At 73.0% G+C, this 21,541-nt stretch carries 19 protein-coding genes; 11 read left to right on the top strand and 8 right to left on the bottom strand.

Going from position 1 to position 21,541, the window contains the following annotated elements:
* Positions 1-25 precede the first annotated feature (25 nt).
* Entirely contained in the window at positions 26-2,830 is a 2,805-nt protein-coding gene (locus BUB75_RS07495; protein WP_073253314.1) for an AAA family ATPase, read from the top strand.
* Here the strand turns inward: BUB75_RS07495 and BUB75_RS07490 are convergent.
* Complete coding sequence (locus BUB75_RS07490) at positions 2,820-5,246, bottom strand: phosphoketolase family protein (RefSeq protein WP_073253311.1); 2,427 nt, start codon at positions 5,244-5,246, stop codon at positions 2,820-2,822. The two genes, BUB75_RS07495 and BUB75_RS07490, sit on opposite strands and share 11 nt — an antisense overlap.
* Before the next feature lie 101 nt (positions 5,247-5,347).
* Positions 5,348-7,072, bottom strand: a complete 1,725-nt coding sequence (locus BUB75_RS07485) for a sensor histidine kinase (protein WP_073253308.1) — start codon at positions 7,070-7,072, stop codon at positions 5,348-5,350.
* 116 nt (positions 7,073-7,188) lie between these two features.
* On the opposite strand from BUB75_RS07485, the gene BUB75_RS07480 reads away from it, so the two are divergent.
* Genes BUB75_RS07480 through BUB75_RS07470 form a run of 3 tightly spaced genes read left to right on the top strand, consistent with a single transcriptional unit; the run spans position 7,189 to position 9,099 of the window.
* Positions 7,189-7,671, top strand: coding sequence for a DUF2231 domain-containing protein (locus tag BUB75_RS07480; RefSeq protein ID WP_073253305.1), 483 nt, complete (start codon positions 7,189-7,191; stop codon positions 7,669-7,671).
* A 31-nt stretch (positions 7,672-7,702) separates the two neighbouring features.
* Complete coding sequence (locus BUB75_RS07475) at positions 7,703-8,122, top strand: BlaI/MecI/CopY family transcriptional regulator (protein ID WP_073253302.1); 420 nt, start codon at positions 7,703-7,705, stop codon at positions 8,120-8,122.
* A complete protein-coding gene (locus BUB75_RS07470) occupies positions 8,119-9,099 on the top strand; it encodes a M56 family metallopeptidase (RefSeq protein ID WP_073253294.1) in 981 nt (326 codons plus the stop codon). Before BUB75_RS07475 ends, BUB75_RS07470 begins: the two co-directional genes overlap by 4 nt.
* 7 nt (positions 9,100-9,106) lie before the next feature.
* Here the strand turns inward: BUB75_RS07470 and BUB75_RS07465 are convergent, their stop codons facing one another.
* On the bottom strand, positions 9,107-9,523 hold the full coding sequence (locus BUB75_RS07465; protein WP_073253291.1) for a pyridoxamine 5'-phosphate oxidase family protein: 417 nt from the start codon (positions 9,521-9,523) through the stop codon (positions 9,107-9,109).
* A gap of 153 nt (positions 9,524-9,676) precedes the next feature.
* Between BUB75_RS07465 and BUB75_RS07460 the strand changes: the two genes are divergently transcribed.
* On the top strand, positions 9,677-10,273 hold the full coding sequence (locus BUB75_RS07460) for an HD domain-containing protein (RefSeq protein ID WP_073253281.1): 597 nt from the start codon (positions 9,677-9,679) through the stop codon (positions 10,271-10,273).
* 4 nt (positions 10,274-10,277) lie between these two features.
* On the opposite strand, the gene BUB75_RS07455 is transcribed toward BUB75_RS07460, so the two are convergent.
* Positions 10,278-11,678, bottom strand: a complete 1,401-nt coding sequence (locus BUB75_RS07455) for a type I glutamate--ammonia ligase (protein ID WP_073253277.1) — start codon at positions 11,676-11,678, stop codon at positions 10,278-10,280.
* A 152-nt stretch (positions 11,679-11,830) separates the two neighbouring features.
* Between BUB75_RS07455 and BUB75_RS07450 the strand changes: the two genes are divergently transcribed.
* Entirely contained in the window at positions 11,831-12,676 is an 846-nt protein-coding gene (locus BUB75_RS07450; RefSeq protein WP_073253274.1) for a siderophore-interacting protein, read from the top strand.
* A 3-nt stretch (positions 12,677-12,679) separates the two neighbouring features.
* Here the strand turns inward: BUB75_RS07450 and BUB75_RS07445 are convergent, their stop codons facing one another.
* Both BUB75_RS07445 and BUB75_RS07440 read right to left on the bottom strand, forming a co-directional pair.
* The gene (locus BUB75_RS07445; RefSeq protein WP_143175072.1) at positions 12,680-13,420 is read right to left on the bottom strand and encodes a CAP domain-containing protein; all 741 of its coding nucleotides are present in this window, start codon (positions 13,418-13,420) and stop codon (positions 12,680-12,682) included.
* 159 nt (positions 13,421-13,579) lie between these two features.
* A complete protein-coding gene (locus BUB75_RS07440) occupies positions 13,580-14,533 on the bottom strand; it encodes a LysR family transcriptional regulator (RefSeq protein ID WP_073253267.1) in 954 nt (317 codons plus the stop codon).
* Between the two features lie 72 nt (positions 14,534-14,605).
* Here BUB75_RS07440 and BUB75_RS07435 point away from each other — a divergent pair, with 72 nt between their 5' ends.
* The 4 genes from BUB75_RS07435 to BUB75_RS07420 are packed head-to-tail and all read left to right on the top strand — an operon-like array spanning position 14,606 to position 18,250.
* The gene (locus tag BUB75_RS07435; RefSeq protein WP_218617361.1) at positions 14,606-15,520 is read left to right on the top strand and encodes an EamA family transporter; all 915 of its coding nucleotides are present in this window, start codon (positions 14,606-14,608) and stop codon (positions 15,518-15,520) included.
* 53 nt (positions 15,521-15,573) lie between these two features.
* Positions 15,574-16,533, top strand: coding sequence for a fumarylacetoacetate hydrolase family protein (locus BUB75_RS07430; RefSeq protein WP_073253264.1), 960 nt, complete (start codon positions 15,574-15,576; stop codon positions 16,531-16,533).
* Positions 16,530-17,078 (top strand): HD domain-containing protein, encoded by a 549-nt coding sequence (locus BUB75_RS07425; protein WP_073253261.1) that lies wholly within the window; start codon positions 16,530-16,532, stop codon positions 17,076-17,078. Before BUB75_RS07430 ends, BUB75_RS07425 begins: the two co-directional genes overlap by 4 nt.
* Before the next feature lie 29 nt (positions 17,079-17,107).
* Positions 17,108-18,250 carry a molybdopterin molybdotransferase MoeA gene (locus BUB75_RS07420; RefSeq protein WP_218617360.1) on the top strand — a complete coding sequence of 381 codons (1,143 nt, stop codon included), beginning with the start codon at positions 17,108-17,110 and terminating at the stop codon, positions 18,248-18,250.
* Here the strand turns inward: BUB75_RS07420 and BUB75_RS44105 are convergent.
* Complete coding sequence (locus BUB75_RS44105; RefSeq protein ID WP_143175070.1) at positions 18,239-19,192, bottom strand: class I SAM-dependent methyltransferase; 954 nt, start codon at positions 19,190-19,192, stop codon at positions 18,239-18,241. The genes BUB75_RS07420 and BUB75_RS44105 overlap by 12 nt on opposite strands.
* A gap of 8 nt (positions 19,193-19,200) precedes the next feature.
* Complete coding sequence (locus BUB75_RS07410; RefSeq protein WP_073253253.1) at positions 19,201-20,178, bottom strand: helix-turn-helix domain-containing protein; 978 nt, start codon at positions 20,176-20,178, stop codon at positions 19,201-19,203.
* A gap of 70 nt (positions 20,179-20,248) precedes the next feature.
* Here BUB75_RS07410 and BUB75_RS07405 point away from each other — a divergent pair, with 70 nt between their 5' ends.
* Positions 20,249-21,541 carry an APC family permease gene (locus tag BUB75_RS07405; protein ID WP_073253248.1) on the top strand — a complete coding sequence of 431 codons (1,293 nt, stop codon included), beginning with the start codon at positions 20,249-20,251 and terminating at the stop codon, positions 21,539-21,541.

Genomic DNA, 21,541 nt, shown 5'->3' with positions numbered 1-21,541 from the left:
ATCGGTCGTCGGTAACAATCGGCGCGTGCTCACCGCGCGAATTCCGCAACTAGCCGACGCCGGCACCGGCCCCGGCCGGCCGGAGGTCCGCGCGCTGCTCGAGCAGGTTCGTGCACATCAGGGCGGTGGCCTCGTCGTGCAGGGCCCGCCCGGAATCGGCCGGACGTCGCTGCTCCGGTACGCCGCGGACGCCGCCCAGGGTTTTGTCGTCCTGACCGCCGAAGGCGTGGAGGCCGAGTCGGACCTCCCGTTTGCCGCCCTGCACCGGCTCCTGATGCCGCTCGCGGCCCGGGTCTCCACGCTCCCGAAGCTCCAGGCCGCGACGCTGACCAGGGCGATGGCCGGTGACCCGACGGACGTCCCCGGCGAGCTGCCGCTCTGCGTCGCGGTGCTCGAACTGCTGGTGCGGACGGCGAGCCGCCGGCCGGTGCTGTGCTGCGTCGACGACGTCCACCTGGTCGACGAGGCCTCCCGGGACGCGCTGGCGTTCGTGGCCAGGCGGTTGGCCGCCGAGAAGGTCGCGATCGTGTTCACGATGCCCGACGACCGGCCGCCGCTGCCCGGCCTGCCGTCGCTCACGCTGCCGGGCCTGGCGCCGCCGGCCTCGGCCGCGCTGATCGGCCGGCTGCTCGCCGGTGACGTCGCCGCCGACGTCGCGGCCGCGATCGCCCGGTCCTGCGCGGGCAACCCGCGTGCGATCGAGGAACTGACCCGGACGCTCTCCGCCGACCAGCGCGCCGGACGCGCGCCGCTACCGGAGACGCTGCCGCTCTACAGCCGGGTGCGCCGCGAGTACGACGAGCGGATCGCCCGGCTGCCGCTCGCCGCGCGCCGGCTCCTGCTGCTGGTCGCGACCGACGAACAGCTCGACGCGGGGACCCTGGCCCGCGCCGCCGAAGCGGGCGGTGGCCACCTGTCGGCGTTGGAGCCGGCCGAGGCGGCAGGCCTCGTGCACGAGGTCGACGGCGCGGTGCGGTTCCGGTTCCCGCTGCTGCGCGGCGCGGTTTACCAGGCGGCGTCGGCAGCCGATCGCCGCGCGGCCCACCAGCTGCTCGCGGAGGTGCTGGCGCACGAGGAGACCGACGCCGGTACCCGCGCCGAGGCCGAGTGGCGGCTGCGACGGGCCTGGCACCTGGCGGCGCTCGCGCCCGAGCCCGGTGGGGCCGACGACGGCGTGGCCGACGAACTGGAGCGCGCCGCCGCCGCGGTCCGCGATAGCGGCGACCACGCCGCCGCGTCGTTCGCGGCCGAGCGGATCGCCGAGCTGACGCCGGAACCGGACGAGAAGGCCGGGCACCTGCTGGCCGCCGCCAAGGACGCCTGGCTCGCCGGGCAACCGCACCGGGCAGGCGTCCTGCTCGCGCGGTTGCGCCCGCCGCGACCGGAGACCGCGCTGCACGGGTTCCGCGATCTCCTGCGAGGCGAGATCGAGCTCCGCACCGGCCTTCCCGCCGCGGCTCAGGAACTCCTGCTCGGCGCCGCCGGGCGGCTCGGTGAGCCGGACCGCACCGCCGCGATGGTGGCGTTGATCCACGCCAGCGAGGTCGATTTCCTCGCCGGCGATCAGCGTCGATACCTGGACGTTCTGCACCGGGTGCTGGCGCTGCGGGGCAGCGAGGAGACGCCGGAAGCCCAGCTGATGTTCGAGTTCTGCGCCGGGATGGCGGCCGCGTTCGAGCGTCGGCACACCGCGGCGGTCGGCCCGCTGCGACGGGTGCTGGAGCTGGCGCCGCTGCACGACGACCCGACGCTGCTGGTCTGGGCCAGCCTCGCAGCCTGCGTCCTCGGGCAGGAGTCGACCGCGCTGGGGCTCTCGGTGCGCGCACGGGCGTCCGCGCAGGTCCGAGGAGAGGTCACCGCGCTGCCGCGGACGCTGGAGCTGAGCACCTACGCCCAGCTCTGGCTCGGACGCCACCCGGCGGCGATCCACAGCGCCGACGAGGGTCTGGCGCTGGCGCGCAACCTCGGTCAGGCGGGTTCGGCGAGCTTCCACCTCGCGTCGCTGGCGCTGCTGGCCGTGCCGCGCGGCGACGAGCAGACGTGCCTGCTGCGCGCGCGAGCGGCGATCAGCGAGGCCGACAACCGCGGGCTGAGCATGTCGGTCGCGATGGCCAACTGGGCGCTGGCCGCGCTCGACCTCACGGTCGGCCGGACGGCCGAGGCGATGTCCCGGCTGCTCGTGCTGGTCTCGGACGCCGGGGCGGGCCGCAGCCACCCGCTGGTCAAGATGATGGCCGCACCGCACTTCGTGGAGGCGGCGCTGCGCTGCGGCGACCGGTCGGCCGCGGTCGGCATCGGCCGCTACTTCGACATCTGGGCCAGCGCGACCGGCAGCCCCGCCCCGATGGCGCTGGCGGCCCGGTGCCGGGCGTTGCTGGCGACCGATCCCTCCGACGCCGAGGACAACTACCGCGAGGCGATGCGGCTGCACGAGCACGGTGACCACGAGTTCGAGCGGGCGCGCACCGAGCTGCTCTACGGCCACGAGCTGCGTCGTCGCCGCGGAGCGCTCGCGGCGCGCGGCGTGCTGCACAGCGCGCTGGAGACGTTCGAACGGCTCGAGGCCGCGCCCTGGGCCGACGCCTGCCAGGGCGAGCTGCGGGCGGCCGGGGAGGTCGTCCGACCCCCGTCGAGCGACCCGAGCCCCGGCCCGGCCAACCTCACCCCGCAGCAGCTGCAGATCGCGCAGCTCGCCGCGCAGGGCGCGACGAACCGCGAGATCGCCGCGCAGCTCTACCTGAGCGTCCGCACCGTCGACCACCACATGCGCAACATCTTCGTGCGCCTCGGCGTGCGGTCCCGAGTCGAACTCGTCAAGCTCATGCCCTAGCGGGCAGCACCCAGTCCCGCACCTCCGGCATGTCCTCCAGGTGCTCCACCACGTACTCGGTGTGCTTGTCCAGCTGCGCCTCGCACCACGCCCTGAGCTCGGACGCGCCCGGCGGCGTCCGACGCGCGTTGTTCAGCGCGTCGATCACCAGGTGGTAGCGCGACGCCTTGTTCTTCACGGTCATGTCGAACGGCGTCGTCGTGGTCCCCTCCTCGATGAACCCGCGGACGTGGAACCGGTCGGCGTCCGGGCGGCCGTGGACGACCTGGTGGATCGCCCCCGGGAACCCGTGGAACGTGAAGACGACGTCGACGTGGTCGGTGAACAGCTCGCGGAACAGCGTCGCTTCCATGCCGTGCGGGTGGTCCTTGTGGCGGGGCAGCGTCATCAGGTCGACCACGTTCACCACGCGGGTGCGGAAGTGCGGCAGCCGCTCGGTGAGGATCTGCGCCGCGGCGACGGTCTCCATCGTGACCACGTCACCGGCGCACGCCAGCACGATGTCCGGGTCGCTGGTGCCGTCGTCGTTGCCTGCCCACTGCCAGATGCTCGCCCCCCGCGTGCAGTGCTCGATCGCCTCGTCGATCGTCAGGTACTGCAGCTGCGGCTGCTTGTCGATGACGATCAGGTTGACGTACGACCGCGAGCGGAAGCAGTGGTCGGCGACCGACAGCAGGCAGTTCGCGTCCGGCGGCAGGTAGATCCGGGAGACGTCGCCGCGCTGTGTGAGCACGGTCTGGATCAGCCCGGGCCCCTGGTGGGAGAACCCGTTGTGGTCGTTCCGCCAGGCCGTCGACGTCAGCAGGACGTTCAGGCTCGGCACCTCCGCCCGCCACGACAGGTGGTTGGCCTCCTCCAGCCACTTGCTGTGCTGGATCGTCTGCGAGGCGCTGACCATCGCGAACGCCTCGTAGGTCGCGAACAACCCGTGCCGGCCGGTGAGCGTGTAGCCCTCGAGCCAGCCGTGGCAGTTGTGCTCGGACAGCACCTCCATCACCCGGCCGTCGCGGCTCAGGCTCACGTCGCTCGGCAGCACGCCTTCGCCCCAGGCCCGGTCGGACACCTCGAACACCGCACCCAGGCGGTTGCTGTTCGTCTCGTCCGGCGAGAACAGCCGGAACCGGTCGGGGTTCCGCGAGTAGATGTCCCGCATCAGCTCGCCGAGCTTCCGGGTCGACTCGGCGCGGCTGCCTGCGGGCGACGTGACGTCGATCGCGTATTGGCGGAAGTCGGGCAGGTCGAGATCGCGGGTGAGCCGGCCGCCGTTCGCGTGCGGGCTCGCCGACATCCGCAGGTCACCGCGCGGGTTCGCGGCCTGGACGTCCGCGTTCGGCACACCGTCGGCGTCGAACAGCTCGTCCGGCCGGTAGGAGCGCATCCAGCGTTCGAGCTGGGCCAGGTGGTCCGGGTTGTCCTTGACGCCGCTCAGCGGCACCTGGTGCGCCCGGTAGGTGCCTGCCACCTGGGTGCCGTCCACCACCTCCGGACCCGTCCAGCCCTTCGGCGTCCGCAAGACGATCATCGGCCACCGCGGACGCGAGCCGTCCCAGCTGCCGTTGCGGGCCGACTCCTGGATCCGCCGGATCGACGCCCACGCGGTCGCCAGCGCCTCGGCGAAGCCGTAGTGCATGCCGGGCAGGTCGGAGCCCTCGACCTCGATCACGTCATAACCGTGGCCGGAGAAGAGGTCGCGCACCTCGGCCGGGTCCTTGCGGGCCAGCACCGTCGGGCCGGAGATCTTCGCGCCGTTGAGGTGCAGCACCGGCAGCACCGCGCCGTCCCGCGCGGGGTTGAGGAACGAGATGCCCTTCCAGGCGCCCTCCAGCGGCCCGGTCTCGGCCTCGCCGTCGCCGACCACCGCGAGCGCGAGCAGGTCGGGGTTGTCCATCACGGCCCCGAACGCGTGCACCAGGACGTAACCCAGCTCGCCGCCCTCGTGGATCGATCCAGGAGTCGTGACCGAGACGTGGCTGGGGATCCCACCCGGCGCCGAGAACTGACGGAACAGCCGGTGCAGGCCGGTCTCGTCCTGGCCGACGCGCGGGTAGATCTCGCTGTAGGTCCCCTCCAGCCAGCCGGCCGCCACCAGCGCCGGGCCGCCGTGCCCCGGACCGGCGAGGTAGATCGCCTCCTGACCGGTGATCCGGATCAGGCGGGACAGGTGCGCGTAGAGGAACGACAGGCCCGGGCTGGTGCCCCAGTGGCCGAGCAGGCGCGGCTTGATGTGGTCGGCGCGCAGCGGCTCCCGGAGGAGCGGGTTGGCCTGAAGGTAGATCTGCCCGACGGTCAGGTAGTTGTTCGCCCGCCACCAGGCGTCGACGCGCGCGAGGTCGGCGTCGTCCAGCTGTCGTACGCGCTCTGCGAGGTCGGCGGAACTGAGCTGCGGGTCGGTGGGCGTATCGGTGCCGAGACTCACCGGCTGGCTCCCTCTCTGCGCACGGCCGACCCCGTCCGGACCGGCCCTCTACCCCAGATTTGCGCAGGAGTACGCCAATAAACAGGGCCAGAGGTCACTGTTCACGTGGCTTTGGTGCTCTCGAACGGGACGGACCAGGTCAGGCGGGCGCCATGGTCCGGAGCGGATTCCAGCGCGCAGCTGCCGCCGAGCCGGCGCGCGCGGGCGACCATGTTCACGGTGCCGTGCCCGGGGGTGTCGCCGGGGCTCGGACCGATCCCGTCGTCGGTGACCACCAGCGTCACCTGCCGGGCCCCGGGATCCACCGCGACCAGCACCTCGGCACTGTCCGCCCGGGCGTGCCTGGCCACGTTGGTCAGCGCTTCGCCGAGCACCGCGAGCAGGTCGGGGCGGACGGCGTCCGGGACCGCGGAGTCGATCGGACCGTCGAGGCGAAGGCGCGGTTCGTAACCGAGCGTCTCGGCGGCGGCGGTCACGACGCGGAGGATCTCGCCACGCAGCCCGCTCGGCCGATCGGTGGGCTCCTGCAGCGAGAAGATCGTCTTGCGGACGTCCCGGATCGTCTCGTCCAGGTCGTCGACGAACGCGCTCAGCTTGTCCGCGACGTCCGGGCGTCCGACCATCGCGGTCACGCCTTGAAGGCCGAGCCCGACCGCGAACAGACGCTGGATGATCAGGTCGTGGAGGTCTCGCGCGATCCGGTCGCGGTCCTCGAAGACCGCGAGCCGCTGCCGGTCGGCGGTGGCCCGGCCGAACTCGACCGCCAGCGCGGCGTGCCCGGCGAACGACTGCACCATCCGCACGTCGGCGTCGCCGAACGGGTTGCCGCCGACGCCGCGCACGACCGCGACCAGCCCGAGCATCCGGCCGCTGGCCACCAGCGGGACGAGGACACCGGGGCCGCCGAACGGGCTCGGGTCCTCGGCGGGTGACAGCGGCTCGCTGCCCGCGTCGAACGGGTACGGCACGCGTTCGGTGTCGAGTGCGGCCGCGGTCGCCTCGCGCAGCCGGTAGCGGCGGCCGGTGAACACCGGGTCGCCGGCCCGGACCACGAACGTGTCCGGGTCGCCGCCGGTGGCGTCGTCGCGCAGCAGCAGGAACGCGCCGTCGGCGTGCGCGATCTCGGTCGCCTTCGCCACGATCAGCGCCGCGGTCTCGGCGAAGTCGGCGCCGCGGAGCAGCTGCGCGGTCACGTCGCTGGAGGCGGTGAGCCACTGCTCGCGGCGGTGGGTGTCCTCGAACAGGCGCGCGTTCTCGATCGCGATCGCCGCCGCGGCGGCCAGCGCGACGACGACATCCTCGTCCTCCTCGCTGAAGTCGCCGCCGCCGCGCTTCTCGGTGAGGTAGAGGTTGCCGAACACGGTGCCGCGCACCCGGATCGGGACGCCGAGGAACGACGTCATCGGCGGGTGGTTCGGCGGGAAGCCGTAGGACTGCGGGTGCTTGCTCAGGTCGTGCAGGCGGATCGGCTTCGGGTCGTTGATCAGCAGGCCGAGGATGCCCTTGCCGTGCGGTGGGTCGCCGATCGTCAGCCGGGTCTCGGTGTCGACGCCGACCGTGATGAACTCCACCAGCAACTGCTCCGGCCCGATGACGCCGAGCGCGGCGTAGCGGGCGTCGGCGAGTTCCGCGGAGAGCTCGACGATCCGGCGGAGCGTGTCGGGCAGGCTCAGATCGCTGGCGATCGAGACCACCGCGTCCAGCAGGCGGTGCAGCCGGGACTGGGTGTCGAGCAGGTCTTCGGCGCGGTGGATCAGCTCGCGGAGCAGGGTGTCCAGCCGCAGCCGCCCGAGCGAGGGGATCGCTCCTTCGAGGGGATCGGCCACGGGTCAGGACATTAGTGCGTCCCGGTCAACGGCGCGCCCACGCCACGTAACCACCTAGCTACTACACATGTTTGTAGTAATAATGGTTGATAGTTGAACGCTAAAGGAGATGCGCCATGGGACCGACCGAGATCAACGGGCTGCCGGCCCACGTTCTGCTCGTCCACGTCGTCGTCGTGCTGATCCCGATCACCGCACTGCTGCTGCTCGCGAGCGCGATCTGGCCCGCCGCGCGCCACCGCATCGGCGTCGTGCTCCCGATCGTCGCGCTGATCTCGCTGATCAGCGTCCCGATCACGGCTGAGGCCGGGCAGTGGCTCGCCGGACAGTTGAACGGCGGCGGTCCGCTGGTCGCGAGGCACGCGCACCTCGCCGACCAGCTGCTGCCGTGGACGATGGGCCTGTTCGCGGTCTCGGCCGCGGTCTGGGCCGTGCACCGGTTCCTGCCCGCCGCTCGGTCCGGCACCAGCAAGACCGCGCTGACGATCGGGCTCGCCGTGCTTTCGCTGGTCGTCGCGGTCGGGTCGGTGGTCGCCGTCTACCGGGTCGGCGACTCCGGCGCGAAGGCCGCCTGGGACGGTGTGATCAGCGCACAATAGGGGCGCACAGCGGGCAGCGGGAGGTAACACGGTGGAGGAGCAGCGCGGCCACGGCCGTCGGTCGAGCGGATCGCTGGAGCGGGCCGTGCTCGACGTGCTGGCCAACGCGTCGGCGCCGCTCACCGTCCCGGAGGTCCGGGACGCGCTCTCCGTGGACCTGGCCTACACCACGGTCCAGACCACGCTGGTCCGGCTGCACGCCAAGGGCGTGTTAGCGCGGGAGCGGCACGGCCGGTCGTTCGCGTACCGGCCGGTGGAGACCCCCGAGGCGATCCAGGTGGGCACCGCGGCTCGCCGGATGCGGAAGATCCTCGACTCCGGTGGCGACCGGCGGGGCGTGCTCGCGCGTTTTGTCGCCGACCTGAGCCCGCAGGACGAAGCCCTTCTCGCGGACCTGCTGGCCGCGACCGAGCCCGACAACACGGGGCCCGACGGAGGTGGCGAACGGTGAACTGCTGGCTGCTGGCGGCCGTCCTGCCCTGGGGAGTCGGGGCGGTGGTCGGCCTGGCCGGGCCTCGCCTCGCACGGCGCGTCCACCCGGCGTCGGCCACCTGGTGCCTGACGCTCGCCGCGCTCGGGGTGGCGGCCGCGACCGCGATCGGGGCCGCAGCCGCCGCGGTGGCCCTGGTCCGGCCGGCGCTGTGGGACGCGCCGCTCCCGGCCGAGTTCGGGCTCCACACGCCGGGGCGGGTGGCCACCGTCCTGCTCTTCGCGCTCCCGCTGCTGGCCGCGCTGGCGGCGGTGATCCCGGTCGGCTGGTCGGCGGTGAACGACCTGCTGGCCGCCAAGGCGAGCTGGCGGCGGGCCCGCCCGGTCGACGGCGTCCTGATCGTCGACGACCCGGACCCGGAGGCCTACGCCGTGCCGGGCCGCCGTGGGCTGGTCGTGATGCACACCGGGCTGCTCGCGGTGCTGGCACCGGTGGAGCAGGAGGTCGTGCTCGCGCACGAGCGGTCCCACCTGGAGCGGCGGCACTACGTACACGTGTTGCTCGTCCGGGTGGCGAGCTGGTTGAACCCGTTGCTGCGTCCGCTCACCGCGTCGATCGCCGAGCAGGTGGAACGCTGGGCCGACGAGGACGCCGCCCAGGTGGTCGGCGACCGGACGGTTGCGGCCCGCGCGATCGCGAAGGCCGCGTTGGCCCGCTCCGCGGTCCGGTCCGGACGTCGTCCGGTGGCCCGGCGCGCGCCCGAACCCGTGCTCCGTGCAACAGCGGGGGACGCCACGGCGCGCGCCACCGCACTGATGTCACCACCGCTGCCCGCCGGACGTCCGCTCCTGGTCGTGGTGGCCGTGCTCGCGCTCGCGCTGCCGATCCATTCGGGCTGGGGCGCGCACGCGGTCGAGGACCTCTACCAGAAGGCGTGCGAACGAATCTCGCAGACCGTCAACGGCGGCGTCGCCCACGACGACGCCCCGGAGCGCTGACCGGCCCTCACTCCAGACGCCGCCCGGTGACCCGCTCGGCGTCGATGCGCAGGAAGTGGTCGCGGGCGTCGCTCATCCACGACTCCAGCGGCAGCGCCCGGATCCGGTCCTGCTCGGCCTCGTCGGTGACCTCGGAGACCCGGCCCACGACCGTGACGCTCCACCCGCTGCGCTCGGACTCGTCGACCCGGTCGGCGTGGAACGCGAGCACGGTGCCGTCGGCGACCCGGGCCAGCGCCGATCCGCTCGCCACCCGCATCACGACGCTCTCGCCGTCCACCCGGAAGTTCACCGGCAGGATCTCCGGCAGCGCCCGGAAGCTGAAGACCACCTGACCGACCGGCACGCTCGCCAGCAACTCCAGGCACTCGTCGCGGTCGAGTGCGGCGAGCGTCCGGTGCGGTGCGGATCGGAGGGAATCCATACGGTGGAGTGTGTCCGGGCCGGGCTGTTATCACACAGAGTCGTTAGTCCTGTTCACTCTGAGTGGGCACGTTGAGCGAACAGAAGGTGAACGAGAGGTGAGCAACATCTGCGCACCTGGGCATCACTAGCAACACCGAGTGACAATTGGTTCATGAGGTTACCGGCCTGCGACTTCGGGCTCGAACACGCCGAAGAGCTCGCGCGGACGCTGCTCCCGCCCCCCGCGGAGCGCTGGTTCCACACCGCAGGCGTCGCCGAAAGCGCACTTCAGCTGGCCTCCACCGTGCCGCCCGAGGACCGGGAGCTGCTCGTCGCCGCCGCCTGGTTACACGACGTCGGATACGCCGGGGAGCTGCACGACACCGGGTTCCACCCGCTCGACGGTGCGCGCTACCTCGACCGGATGGGCTGGCCGCTCCGGCTGACCAGCCTCGTCGCCCACCACTCCGGCGCCCGGTTCGTCGCGGAGACCCGCGGCCTGGCGGCGGAGATGGCCCGGTACCCGGTGGAGATCTCCCCGGTGTCGGACGCGCTGACCTACGCCGACCAGACGGTGGGACCGCACGGACGGTCGTTCACCGTCGAGCAGCGGATGGCCGAGATGCTCGGCCGGCACGGCCCGTCCTCGCCGCAGGCCCGCGCGCACCGGGCCCGCGCCCCCTATCTGCTCGGCGTCGCCGGCCGGGTCCGGGCCCGGCACGTCACGACGTTCGTGCCGCGGCAGCGCCGGGCCCAGGGGGCTCAGTAGGGGCTCAGTAGAGCCAGCGGTGCCCCTCGATCACGTCCTCGATCGACCGATCCTGCGCCCACAGCCAGTCGGACTTGCGGACCGCCCGGAACGCACCGGTCAGCTCCGGCCCGAGCACGGCGGAGATCCGGGGGCTGTCCTGGAGCGCGCCCAGCTGCTCGTCGGTCGTGATCGGGAGCCGCCGGACGTCCTGTGCGGCGCGCTGCTCCTCGGTCCAACTCCCGACGTCCTGCTGGATCGGGTCGGGGAGCTCGAGCTTCTCCTCGATCCCGGACAGGCCGGCGCCGATCACCACGGCCAGCGCCAGGTACGGGTTCGCCGACGCGTCCGACGGGGTCAGCTCGACGTTCGCGTGTGTCTGGCCGAGCATCGTCGTGGACGGCAGGTACCGCAGCGGCGCCTCCCGGTTACCGACGCCCCAGAACGCGTAGGCGCCGGCGAACGCGCTCGGCCGCAGCCGGGTCAGTGACGGGACGCTCGGTGCGGTGACCGCCGCGATCGCAGGCAGGTCGCGGAGCAGGCCGGCCAGGTAGCTGGCGCCCTCGGGGGAGAGGCCGTGCGGGCCGTCGCCGTCCATCAGGTTCTGGTTGCGCCGCCAGATCGAGCTGTGCAGCCGCCAGACGTTGCCGATGCCCGCGACGTCGACGACCGGCGCGAAGCTGGCGCGCAGACCCTGTGCCCTGGCGGCGGCGTGGATGGTCTGGCGAGCCAGCATCTGCCGGTCGGCGGCGCTGATCGGGTCGGTCGCGACGATCGTCACCTTCAGCCGGGACGCCCCGTGCGCGGCGTGCAGCTGCCCCACCGGGACCCCGTCGGCGGCGAGATCGGAGAGCAACTGCGCCGCGAACTCGTCGACGCGGAGCAGCGCGGTGGGGCTGTAGGCGGGGCCGCGGTGGGCGGGCGTGAGCTCGGCGTCCGTGTCGTCGGCGGCGCAGCTGAGGTAGAACTCCAGCTCGTAGCCCGCGCGCAGGCTCAGCCCGGCCTCCTGGGCGCGGCTCACCTGCCGCTCCAGGATCGACCGCTGGTCGTAGGGGGTGGGGCAGCCGTCGGCGCCGAGCTGACGGCCGGGTGCCCAGGCGAACGCGGGCTGGCCCTTCAGCCGGACCAGCCGGTCGACCACCGGGACCAGCCGGACCTCGCCGGACGGCGTGGACAGGTCCTGGTGGGCGAACGTGGTGCCGTCGTGGGAGTCGAGCACCGGGAAGAGCGACGTGATGCCGACGCCGTACGCGGCCGCGCTCGCCAGCTGGTCGATCGGCACGGTCTGCGAGCGCGGGATGCCGTTGTTGTCGGCCCAGACGGTGGTGACGCCGATGACGCCGGCGTTCGCGAGTTCCTCCGCGGCGCGCGCCCAGAGCTCCTCCGGTGCCGGGATAGCTGGGGGGCTCACGGTGCTGAGGGCCATGCTCACTCCTCGCTTGTCGCCACTAACCTGTCGAAAAGGTAGTTATGGGACGAATCATGGCAGTCAAGCTAAGTGTGAGCAATGAGTTGGTGCCAACAGCAACCATCTGGGGGTTAGGCTGCCCTTAGTAGCCAGCAGAAGTGGAGTCTCGGATGACCCAGCCCCGCCGGAAGCGAGTGGCCCGATCGGCGACGGTGCTGCGCACCGAGCAACTGACCCCGCATTTGATCCGCGTCGTTCTCGGTGGTGAGGGCCTGGCCGACTTCCCGGCGGGCGCGTTCACCGACCACTACGTGAAGCTGCTGTTCCTGCAGGACGGCGTGGAGTACCCGGAGCCGTTCGACATGGACGCGGTCCGCGAGCAGCTGCCGCGGGAGAGCTGGCCGCGGGTGCGCACCTACACCGTGCGCAGCTGGGACGCCGAGACCGGCGAGCTGGCGATCGACTTCGTCTACCACGGCGACGAGGGCATCGCGGGGCCGTGGGCGGCAGCGGCGAAGCCCGGTGACATCCTGCGGTTCCAGGGCCCCGGTGGTGCGTACGCGCCGAGTGAGGACGCCGACTGGCACCTCCTGGTCGGCGACGAGGCCGCGCTGCCGGCGATCGCCGCGTCGCTGGAGCGGGTGCCCGCGGGGAAGCTCGCGCACGTGTTCGTCGAGGTCGCCGGGCCGGACGAGGAGCTCAAGCTCACGACCGAGGCCGACGCGCGGATCACCTGGGTGCACCGCGGCGACCGAGTCGTCGGGGAGGCCCTGGTCGAGGCCGTCCGGAGCCTGGAGTTCCCGGCGGGCGCCGTGCACGCGTTCGTGCACGGCGAGGCGGCGTTCGTGAAGGAGCTGCGCACGCTGCTCCGGGTCGAGCGTGGCGTATCGCGCGAGCAGCTCTCGATCTCCGGCTACTGGCGCCTCGGCCGCGACGAGGACGGCTGGCAGTCCTCCAAGGGCGAGTGGAACGCCACAGTCGAAGCCGAGGAAGAAGCGGCTCTCGCGAAGCGCTGAGCGCTATTTCTTGCCGAGCACGATCGCGGTGATCGGGACGTTGCGGGTGTCGCGGCGGAAGTCCGCGCCGAGCGACGTGTAGCCGCACTTCAGCGGTTCCTTGGCGACGACGCGGACGGTGACCGGCAGCGGGTCGTCCGCGGCGGCGGGTAGCGGCACCCCGATCTTCGCGGCCTGGGCGGGCGCGTCCGCGCCGAGCACGATCGCCTCGACGGCGGTGCCGCGGAACCCCGCCGCTTTCGCCCTGGCGTCCGGGCCGGTGCCGTTCGGCGCGGTCAGGGTCAGGTAGCCGGTGGCGATCATCGTGTCCATGTGTGCCCGCGCGGCCGACACCAGCTTCGGTTCGATCACCACCGGCGCGCAGCCCAGATCGTCCAGAGCGCGATTGACGGTCGTGAGCACGGAGGTGTTGACCGCATCGGCCACGGCTGTCCGAGTCGGGGTCGGGGTCGGCGAAGCCGACCCTGCCGCTGGCGGCGCCGCAGTCGTCGGCAGGGGTACTGCGGGCGCGGCGGGCGCCGCGGCGCTCGGCAGCCGTGCCGAGCCGGTGGCCTGGGAGTGCAGCGGCGGTTCCTCGTCCTGGCTGCTGTAGCGGTCGAGCTCGCTGGTGAGCAGCGCGCCGAGCACCAGCACCAGCGCGACGAAACCGGACGCGATCGTCCCCATCCCGCTGAAGCGGCGCCGCGATCCCGCGTACAGGTCAGGCCGCGAGGGTTGTTCCCCGGAAAAGACCGATCCGGACACCACACGCTCCTTTCTTGCCGATACGCGCGCTGGCAAGTCGGAATGAATTCTTGCCATTGTTCAATGGGCTATTTTTGTTGTGTCCGGCCAGTTCAGAGATGGTGAGCCCGGGCTGATGAGCTCACGCGTTTGGAATTACGGGCCGGACAGTGAGCAGGTTCACTCCGGAACGGGATTCCCGAATAATTCATCAGCGCTCTCGGACGGGCCGGAAATGCTCGCTGCGGAGTGTGCTGCCCGCAATGCGGCCCGTACCGCGGTGATCGCCGGGTGGTGCCCGCTGCCGACCCGGGCGGCGGTGTAGATCTGCCGGTACGCCCGGCCGCCGGGCAGGTCACGGACCGCGACCGGCGGTGGTGCGCCCTGCCACACCAGGTCGGGCAGCAGCGCCACGCCGTGCCCGGTCTCGACGAGCCGCGCGTTGAGCAGCATGTCCGCGGATTCGTGCAGGACGTCCGGCTCGAATCCGGCGGCCCGGCAGATCGTCGTCACCCAGTGCCGCGCGGGTTTGGTCGGCGGTTCGACGATCCACGGCTGGTCGGCCAGCTGCGCCAGGTCGGTGATCTCGCGGTCGGCCAGGCTCGGCGGCAGCGCCAGCCGCAGCGGGTCGGGGCCCACCTCCTCGCGGTCCAGTCCGGTGAGCAGCGGTTGCGGCCGGCCGGGGAACTCCTCGGCCACGGCCAGGTCGTAGTCGCGGGCCTGGAGCGCGGGCATCGACACGTCCGGGTCGACCTGGCTCAACTCCACCCGCAGGCGCGGGTACGCGGTGCGGACGTGGTCGAGCATCGAGGGCATCAGGCTGAGCGCGACGGTCTGGAAGCAGGCGACCCGGACCGTCCCGGTGACGTCGCGCAGCGAGGCCGCGACCTCCGCCTCGGCCAGCTCCAGCCGCTCCAGCACCACCTCGGTATGGCCGACCAGGATCTGCGCCTGCGCGGTGAGCCGGACGCCCCGCCCGACCTTCTCCAGCAGCGGCACGCCGACCTCACGCTCGAGCACGGCCAGTTGCTGGGAAACCGCCGACGGGCTGTAGCGGAGTGCGGTGGCGGCTGCGGCGAGGCTGCCCCGGAGGTGGACCTCGCGGAGGAGCCGGAGACGGTGGAGGTCAAGCATCAGTTCAGCTTACGATTATCGTCCATAAAATTGAGCTTTTCTGAAGTGGCCTGGTCAGGCAGGCTGGAGCGCGTGCGTTTCGTTCCCTTCTTCGCTGTTCTGGGGTCGGTGACCTCTCTCCAACTCGGCGCGTCGCTCGCCAGCACGCTGTTCCCGGTGATCGGGGCGGCCGGTGCGTCGGCGCTGCGGTTGTCGATCTCGGCGCTGGTGCTGGTGGCGCTCACCCGTCCGCGCGTCCGGTCGTGGACGCGCGGGCAGTGGACGTCGGTGGCGCTGCTGGGGCTCGCGCTCGCCGGGATGAACGGAGCGTTCTACGAGGCGGTGAGCCGGATCCCGCTCGGCGCCGCGGTGACGCTGGAGTTCCTCGGTCCGCTCGGGCTGGCCGCGGTGCTGTCCCGGCGACCGCGCGACCTGCTGTGGGTGGCGATGGCGCTGGCCGGTGTCGCCGTGCTCGGCGTCGAAGGGTTCGACCAGCCGCTGACGACCGCCGGGGTGGCCTGGGCGCTGGTCGCGGCGGCGTTCTGGGCGGCGTACATCCTCGCCGGCGCGCGGGTGGCGTCCGCGGACGTCGGGATGGGTGGGCTGGCGGCCGCCAGCGTGGTGTCCGGCCTGCTGACGCTCCCGCTGGGCGTCGTGTCCGCCGGTAGCGCCCTGCTGTCGTGGCCGGTGCTGGTCACCGCCGTGGGCATGGCCGTGCTGGCGTCGGTGATCCCGTACTCGCTGGAGCTGTTCGCGCTGGGCCGGATGCCGAAGAAGACGTTCAGCGTGCTGCTGGCGCTGGAGCCGGCGGTGGCGGCGCTGGCCGGTGCCGCGCTGCTGGGGCAGGGCGTCGGTGTCGGCGCGGTCGTGGCGATCGTGCTGGTCATCGTGGCCGGCGTCGGTGCGACGCTGGCTTCGCCGCCGAGGGAGCCCAAGGCCGAATCGGTGACAACCGGTGACCGGGCGGAAACGGTGACGACTCCGACTACTACGCTCCAACCTTGTTGACGTCCGTCGCCCCCGGCTGATGCCGTCGGGCGGCCCCGCCCGAGGAGGGCACCGTGTCGTTCCCGACCCATGCCGGTGAGTTCGCGCTCGGTACCTTCGCCCAGGTGAGCGGCCGCCCGTTCCCGGGCCTGGTCGCCCACGGACGGGTGCGCGACGTGTCCGCGCTCGCTCCGACGGTCCGCGATCTGCTCACCGACTGGGATTCGGCACTCACCACGCTGCGCCGCCTGGCCTCCGATCCGCGGGGGAACTGGCTCGGTGGCGACACCGTGCGCGTGCTCCCGCCGCTGGAACCGGGCCAGATCCTGCAGAGCGGCGCGAACTACCGGCAGCACGTGATCGACCTGGTCGCGGCGGAGCGGGAGTCGGCGCACGGCGCGACGCCGGAGGAAGCACGGGCGGACGCGGCGGCGATGATGGACGCGCGGGCCGAGAGCGGGACGCCGTACCTGTTCCTCGGCTCGTCGCGGGCGATGTGCGGTGCGTACGAGGACATCGTGTTGCCGACCGAGGGTGAGCAGCACGACTGGGAGCTCGAGCTCGCGGCGGTGATCGGCAAGGCCGGGAAGCGGATCCCGCGCTCCGAGGCGATGAGCTACGTCGCCGGGTACACGATCTGCAACGACCTCACGACCAGGGACCGGCTCTACCGGCCCGATCTGAAGGCGATCGGCACCGACTGGTTCGTGGCGAAGAACGCGATGACGTTCCTGCCGACCGGGCCGTTCCTGGTGCCCGCGGAGTTCGTCGGCGACCCGATGCAGCTCCAGATCACGCTGAAGCACAACGGTGTGGTGCGGCAGGACGAGTCGACCAAGGACATGATCTTCGACATCGCGCGGCTGATCGAGTACGCGTCGACGGTGACCGAGCTGCGGCCCGGCGACCTGCTGCTCACCGGTTCGCCGGCGGGCAACGGGGCGCACTGGGGAGTGTTCCTGCGGCCGGGTGACGAGCTGGAGTGCACGATCACCGGCCTGGGGACGCAGCGCAACACCTGCGTAGCCGAGTGAGCGAGCTCATCGCGGCTGCCCGTGATCTGGCAGGCGAGCTGCTCGGCGTCGGCTCCGAGCGGTGGTGCCACTCCGCTGGTGTTGCCGAGCGGGCGCAGGAACTGACCGGCGCGGTGCCCGCCGACGACCGGGAGCTGCTCGTCGCCGCCGCCTGGTTACACGACATCGGCTACGCGCCCGAACTGCGGGAGACCGGCTTCCACCCGCTCGATGGTGCCGACGGCCTGCGCGCCAGGGAGTGGGAGCCCCGCGTGTGCGCGCTGGTCGCCTACCACTCCGGCGCGCGGTTCGTCGCCGAGGACCGTGGGCTGCTCCCCGAGCTGAGCCGGTACTCCGAGGAGGAGTCACCGCTCACCGACGCCCTCACCTATGCCGATCAGACCGTCGGCCCCGGTGGGCGGCGGATGACGTTCGACGACCGGGTCGCGGACATGCTCCGGCGGCACGGTTCCGATTCACCCAACGCGCGGGTACACGCTCGACGTGGCCCCTATCTCGCCGCGATAGCTGATCGTGTCCGCGCCCGCCTCGGGTGCATACTGTAGACACTGCTCTCCGAGACCGTGAGGTGGACGTGACGCTCGCGAGTTGGCGCGAGGCCCGCGCCCTCGCCCGGACGCTCGCCGGGCCGGTGGGGGTCGACACCGTGCCGCTCGCGCTCGGCGCCGGCCGGGTGCTGGCCGCCGACGTCTGCTCCCGCACGCTCGTCCCGGGGTTCGACACCGCGGCGATGGACGGATACGCGGTGGCCGGCGCCGGGCCGTGGCGGGTGACCGGGCGGGTGCTCGCCGGTGCCACGAACCCCGGTGTCGTCACGCCGGGCACCGCGGTGGAGATCGCGACCGGTGCGCCGGTGCCGGACGGCGCCGAGGCGGTGGTGCCGTACGAGGACGTGCGGGTCGACGGGGGCCTCGTCGACGCACCGCCGCCCCGGAAGGCGCACATCCGCCGGGCAGGTGAGGACCTCCGGCCCGGCGACGTGCTCGCCACCGCGGGCCGGGACGTCACCCCGCCGCTGCTCGGACTGCTCGCCCAGGGCGGGACCGACTCGCTCCCGGTCCGACGTCGTCCGGCGGTGCGGCTGGTGGTGACCGGCGACGAGGTGGTGGACGTCGGGCTGCCGGGCGCCGGGCAGGTCCGCGACGCGCTCGGCCCGCTGGTGGTCGCGCTGACCGAGCAGGCCGGAGCGTCCACACCGGAGCTGGTCCCGGTGCCGGACGACCGCGACCGCCTGCGTGCCGCCGTGGCCGCGGCCGGGCCGGACGTTGTCGTCGTCACCGGTTCCTCGTCGGTCGGCCGGGCCGACCACCTGCACGCGGTGCTGGCGGACCTCGGCGCGACCCTGCACGTCGACGGCGTGGCCTGCCGCCCCGGCCATCCGCAGTTGCTCGCCGGGCTGCCAGACGGCGGCTGGGTGATCGGGCTTCCCGGCAACCCGTTCGCGGGCCTGGTCGGCTGCCTCACGCTGCTGCGTCCGCTGCTCGACGGCCTACTCGGCCGGGCCGAGGCACCCGCGGTCCGGTTCCCGTTGCGCGGTGGTTCGCCGCCGCCGGGGACGGTGACCCGCCTGCTGCCGGTACGGGTCCGCGACGGGGCGGCCGTTCCGGTGTCGGACGCGGGCCCGGCGCGCTTGCGAGCAGCAGCCGACGCCGACGGCGTGGCCGTACTCGAGCCGGGCTGGGAGCCCGACCAGCCGGTGGAGTTCCTACGGTTCTGAGCGCCTCGCCACCGCGAGGAAGCGGGCCGGGGCGTCGTCGTAGCGGGTCAGGTGCCACCCCGTGCGCTCCGTGGACGCCCGGAGCGGGCCCTCCGCGAGCGGTTCGTCCGGGCGCAGCGTCCGGCCGTGCCGCTCGGCGAGCGCTGCCCGCCCGGTCGGGTGGAACAGCACGAGCAGGCCTCCCGGGCGGGTGACCCGGGCGAGTTCGCGCAGTCCGGCGTCCGGATCAGGCAGGTGCATGAGCAGGCCGGCGGCGAAGACGCCGTCGGCGGCCCTGTTCGCGAACGGCAGGCGGCAGGCGTCCGCGAGCACCAGCGCCGCGTGCTCGGTGACGCTGCGGGCGCGCGCCTCGGCCAGCATCTCCGGCGTCAGGTCCAGGCCGACCACGACGCCGTCCGGGCCGGCCGCGGTGCGCAGAGCCGGCAGCGCACGCCCGGTGCCGCACCCGACGTCGACCAGCAGCCCGCCGGGCCGGAACCCGGCGTCCGCGACCGCCGCGGCGTAGGCGGGCAGGTCGTCACCGAACCGGCTGTCCCAGGTGGCGGCCTTCGCCGCGAAAAACGCCCGCGACTCGGTCCGGTGCCAGCTGTCGGCGGCGGCCAGCCGGTTCGAGACGTGCCGGATCACCGGCCACGCCGGATCACGCAGGTCGACGACGACGTCCGCGGGCTCGGCACGGTCCGCTCCGGGCGGCCCGCCGCGCAGCCGCACGACGACGTCCGCCGCTGCCCGGCGCCCCGCGGCGCCGGCCACCACCGCGGACGCGCTCGCCACCGCCGCCAGCCGCTCGGCGAACACCTCGGCACCGACGCCGTCGACGGTCACGGCCGCTCCGGCGGGCACGACCTCGGCCAGACACCGCAGCACCGCACGCCAGCGGTGCCGCTGGGTCTCCGTCAGCGACGCCCACTCCGGCTGCGTCGTTCGTTCCGGTTGGGCCATGCCGCACATCATGCCGGGGTCGTGCGGGCCCGGTAGCGGAACACGTGCCGGTAGGTCTGCGGCGACACCTCGACGAGCCGCTGGAAGTGGTGCCGGAGGTTCGCGGGCGTCCCGAACCCGGCCAGCCGGGCGATCCGTTCGATCGGCTCGTCGGTGGTCTCCAGCAGCTCCTGCGCCCGGCGCACCCGCTGCTCGACCAGCCACTGCAGCGGCGTCGCGCCGAGCGTCGTCCGGAAGCGCCTGGCGAACGTCGTCGGGCTCAGGTGCGCCTGCCGGGCCAGGTCCGCGACGGTCAGCTGCTGGTCGAGCCGCTCCTGTGCCCAGGCCAGCACCGCGCTGAGGTCGTCGGGTTTGCGGGTGGCGATCGGCGTCGGGTGCTGGGCCTGGCTGCCCTGCCGCGGTGGGGGAACCACCATCCTCCGCGCGACCTCCGCGGCGACCGCCGACCCGTGGTCACGCCGGACGATGTGCAGGCACAGGTCGATCGCCGCGGCGGTTCCGGCGCTGGTCAGGATGTCGCCGTCGTCGACGTAGAGCACGGTGGGGTCCACCCGGACCTGGGGGAACCGGTGCGCGAAGTCGAGCGCGTTCATCCAGTGCAGTGTGGCGCGCCGTCCGTCCAGAAGGCCTGCGGCAGCCAGCACGTACGCGCCACCGCAGAGCGAGACGATCCGCTTCCCGGCCCGGTGCGCGCGGCGCAACGCGTCCAGCAGCGGCTCCGGCGGCGTCACCTGCGTCGTCCGATGGACGCCGGACACCAGCACGGTGTCGGCCGCGACCAGGTCCTCGAGGTCGTACTTCGGGTCGACGCTCAACCCGGCCGCGGTCCGCAACGGGCCGGGCTCGGCCGCGCAGAGGCGCAGGTCATACCAGGGATCCACGATGTCGCTGCGGTCGAGGCCGAACACCTCGCAGGCCACCGCCAGCTCGAAGACGGGCAGGGAGTCGGTCACCGCCAACGCGACGACGTGCCGGTCCTGGCCCATGGCAGAAATTTAGCGCAGTCCGCCGCTAATCGACCTGTTCGCCAGAACGGCCCCGGCCGAGGGTTGCGGCATGACCGGAACAGGCAGGCTCTCGCTCGTCCACGGCACCGCGCTGTACGTCGGGGCCGTGCTCGGTACCGGCGTCATCGCGCTGCCCGCGCTGGCCGCCGAGGTCTCCGGCCCGGCGTCGCTGGTGGCCTGGCTGCTGCTCGTCGTCGCGTCCGCACCGCTCGCGGCCGCGTTCGCCGCGCTCGGCGCCCGCTACCCGGACGCCGGAGGCGTCTCGACGTACGCGCGGCTCGCGTTCGGCGAGCAGGCCGCCACCGTGGTCGGGTGGTGTTTCTACTTCGCGGTACCACCGGGCGCCTCGGCCGCGGCGCTGTTCGCCGGCGCGTACGTCGAGTCCGCGGTCGGCGGCGGCACGACCACGGTCGCGGTCTCCGCGGTCGTGCTGATCGCGGCGGTCAGCGTTACGAACGTGTTCGGCGTCCGGCTGTCCGGGCGGGTCCAGTTCGGACTGTCCGTGCTGCTGGTGACGTTCCTGCTGGTGGCCGTCGTGCTCGCGGTGCCGCACCTGGACCAGGGCAACCTCCGCCCGTTCGCGCCGCACGGCTGGCTCGCGATCGGGCCGACCGCCGCGCTGCTGGTCTGGAGCTTCGTCGGCTGGGAGGTGATCACCCACCTCACCGCCGAGTTCCGCCGCCCGGCGCGTGACCTGCCGCGCGCCACCGCGGCGGCCGTGGTCATCGTCGGCGTGCTGTATCTGGCGGTGGCGTTCGCGGTGATCGGGGTGCTCGGGACGGCCGCCGGATCGTCCGACGCGCCGCTCGGAGAGCTGCTGGCCACCGCAGTCGGCGGGAACGCCCGCACGCTCGCCGCGGTGGCCGCGGTGCTGCTGACGTTCGGCACGATCAACGCCTACTTCGCGGGCGCGGCGAAGCTCGGCGCGGCGCTCGGGCGGGACGGGTCGCTGCCGTCCTGGATCGCCCAGGGCAGCAGCGCGGGCGAGGTGCCCCGGCGCAGCCTCGGAGTGCTGGTCGCCGGGGTGCTGGTCGCGCTCGCCGGGCTGCTCGTCGCCGGGATCGGGCCGCGGCTGCTCGTCCTGGTCACCACCGGGTTGTTCGTCACCGTGTACGCGGTGGGGGTCGCCGCCGCCGTGAAGCTGCTGCCGACCGGTGGGCGCGCGTGGGTCACGGCGGTGTCCGCGCTGGGCATCGTCTTGGTGCTCACCGCGCTGACCGGTCGTTACCTGGCCTGGGCCGTGGTCGTCACGGCCGGTGCCCTGCTCTACGTCCGCCTGCGCCCGCGTTCCCGGCGGCGTCCGCGCACCGAAGCGGAACCGGAGAAAGCGGCGCAAACGTAG

The sequence above is a fragment of the Cryptosporangium aurantiacum genome, assembly GCF_900143005.1.
GTDB classification, from domain to species: Bacteria; Actinomycetota; Actinomycetes; order Mycobacteriales; family Cryptosporangiaceae; genus Cryptosporangium; species Cryptosporangium aurantiacum.
The sequence above is the reverse complement of the archived record's forward strand: the minus strand, read 5'-3'. Positions and strand labels throughout refer to the sequence as shown.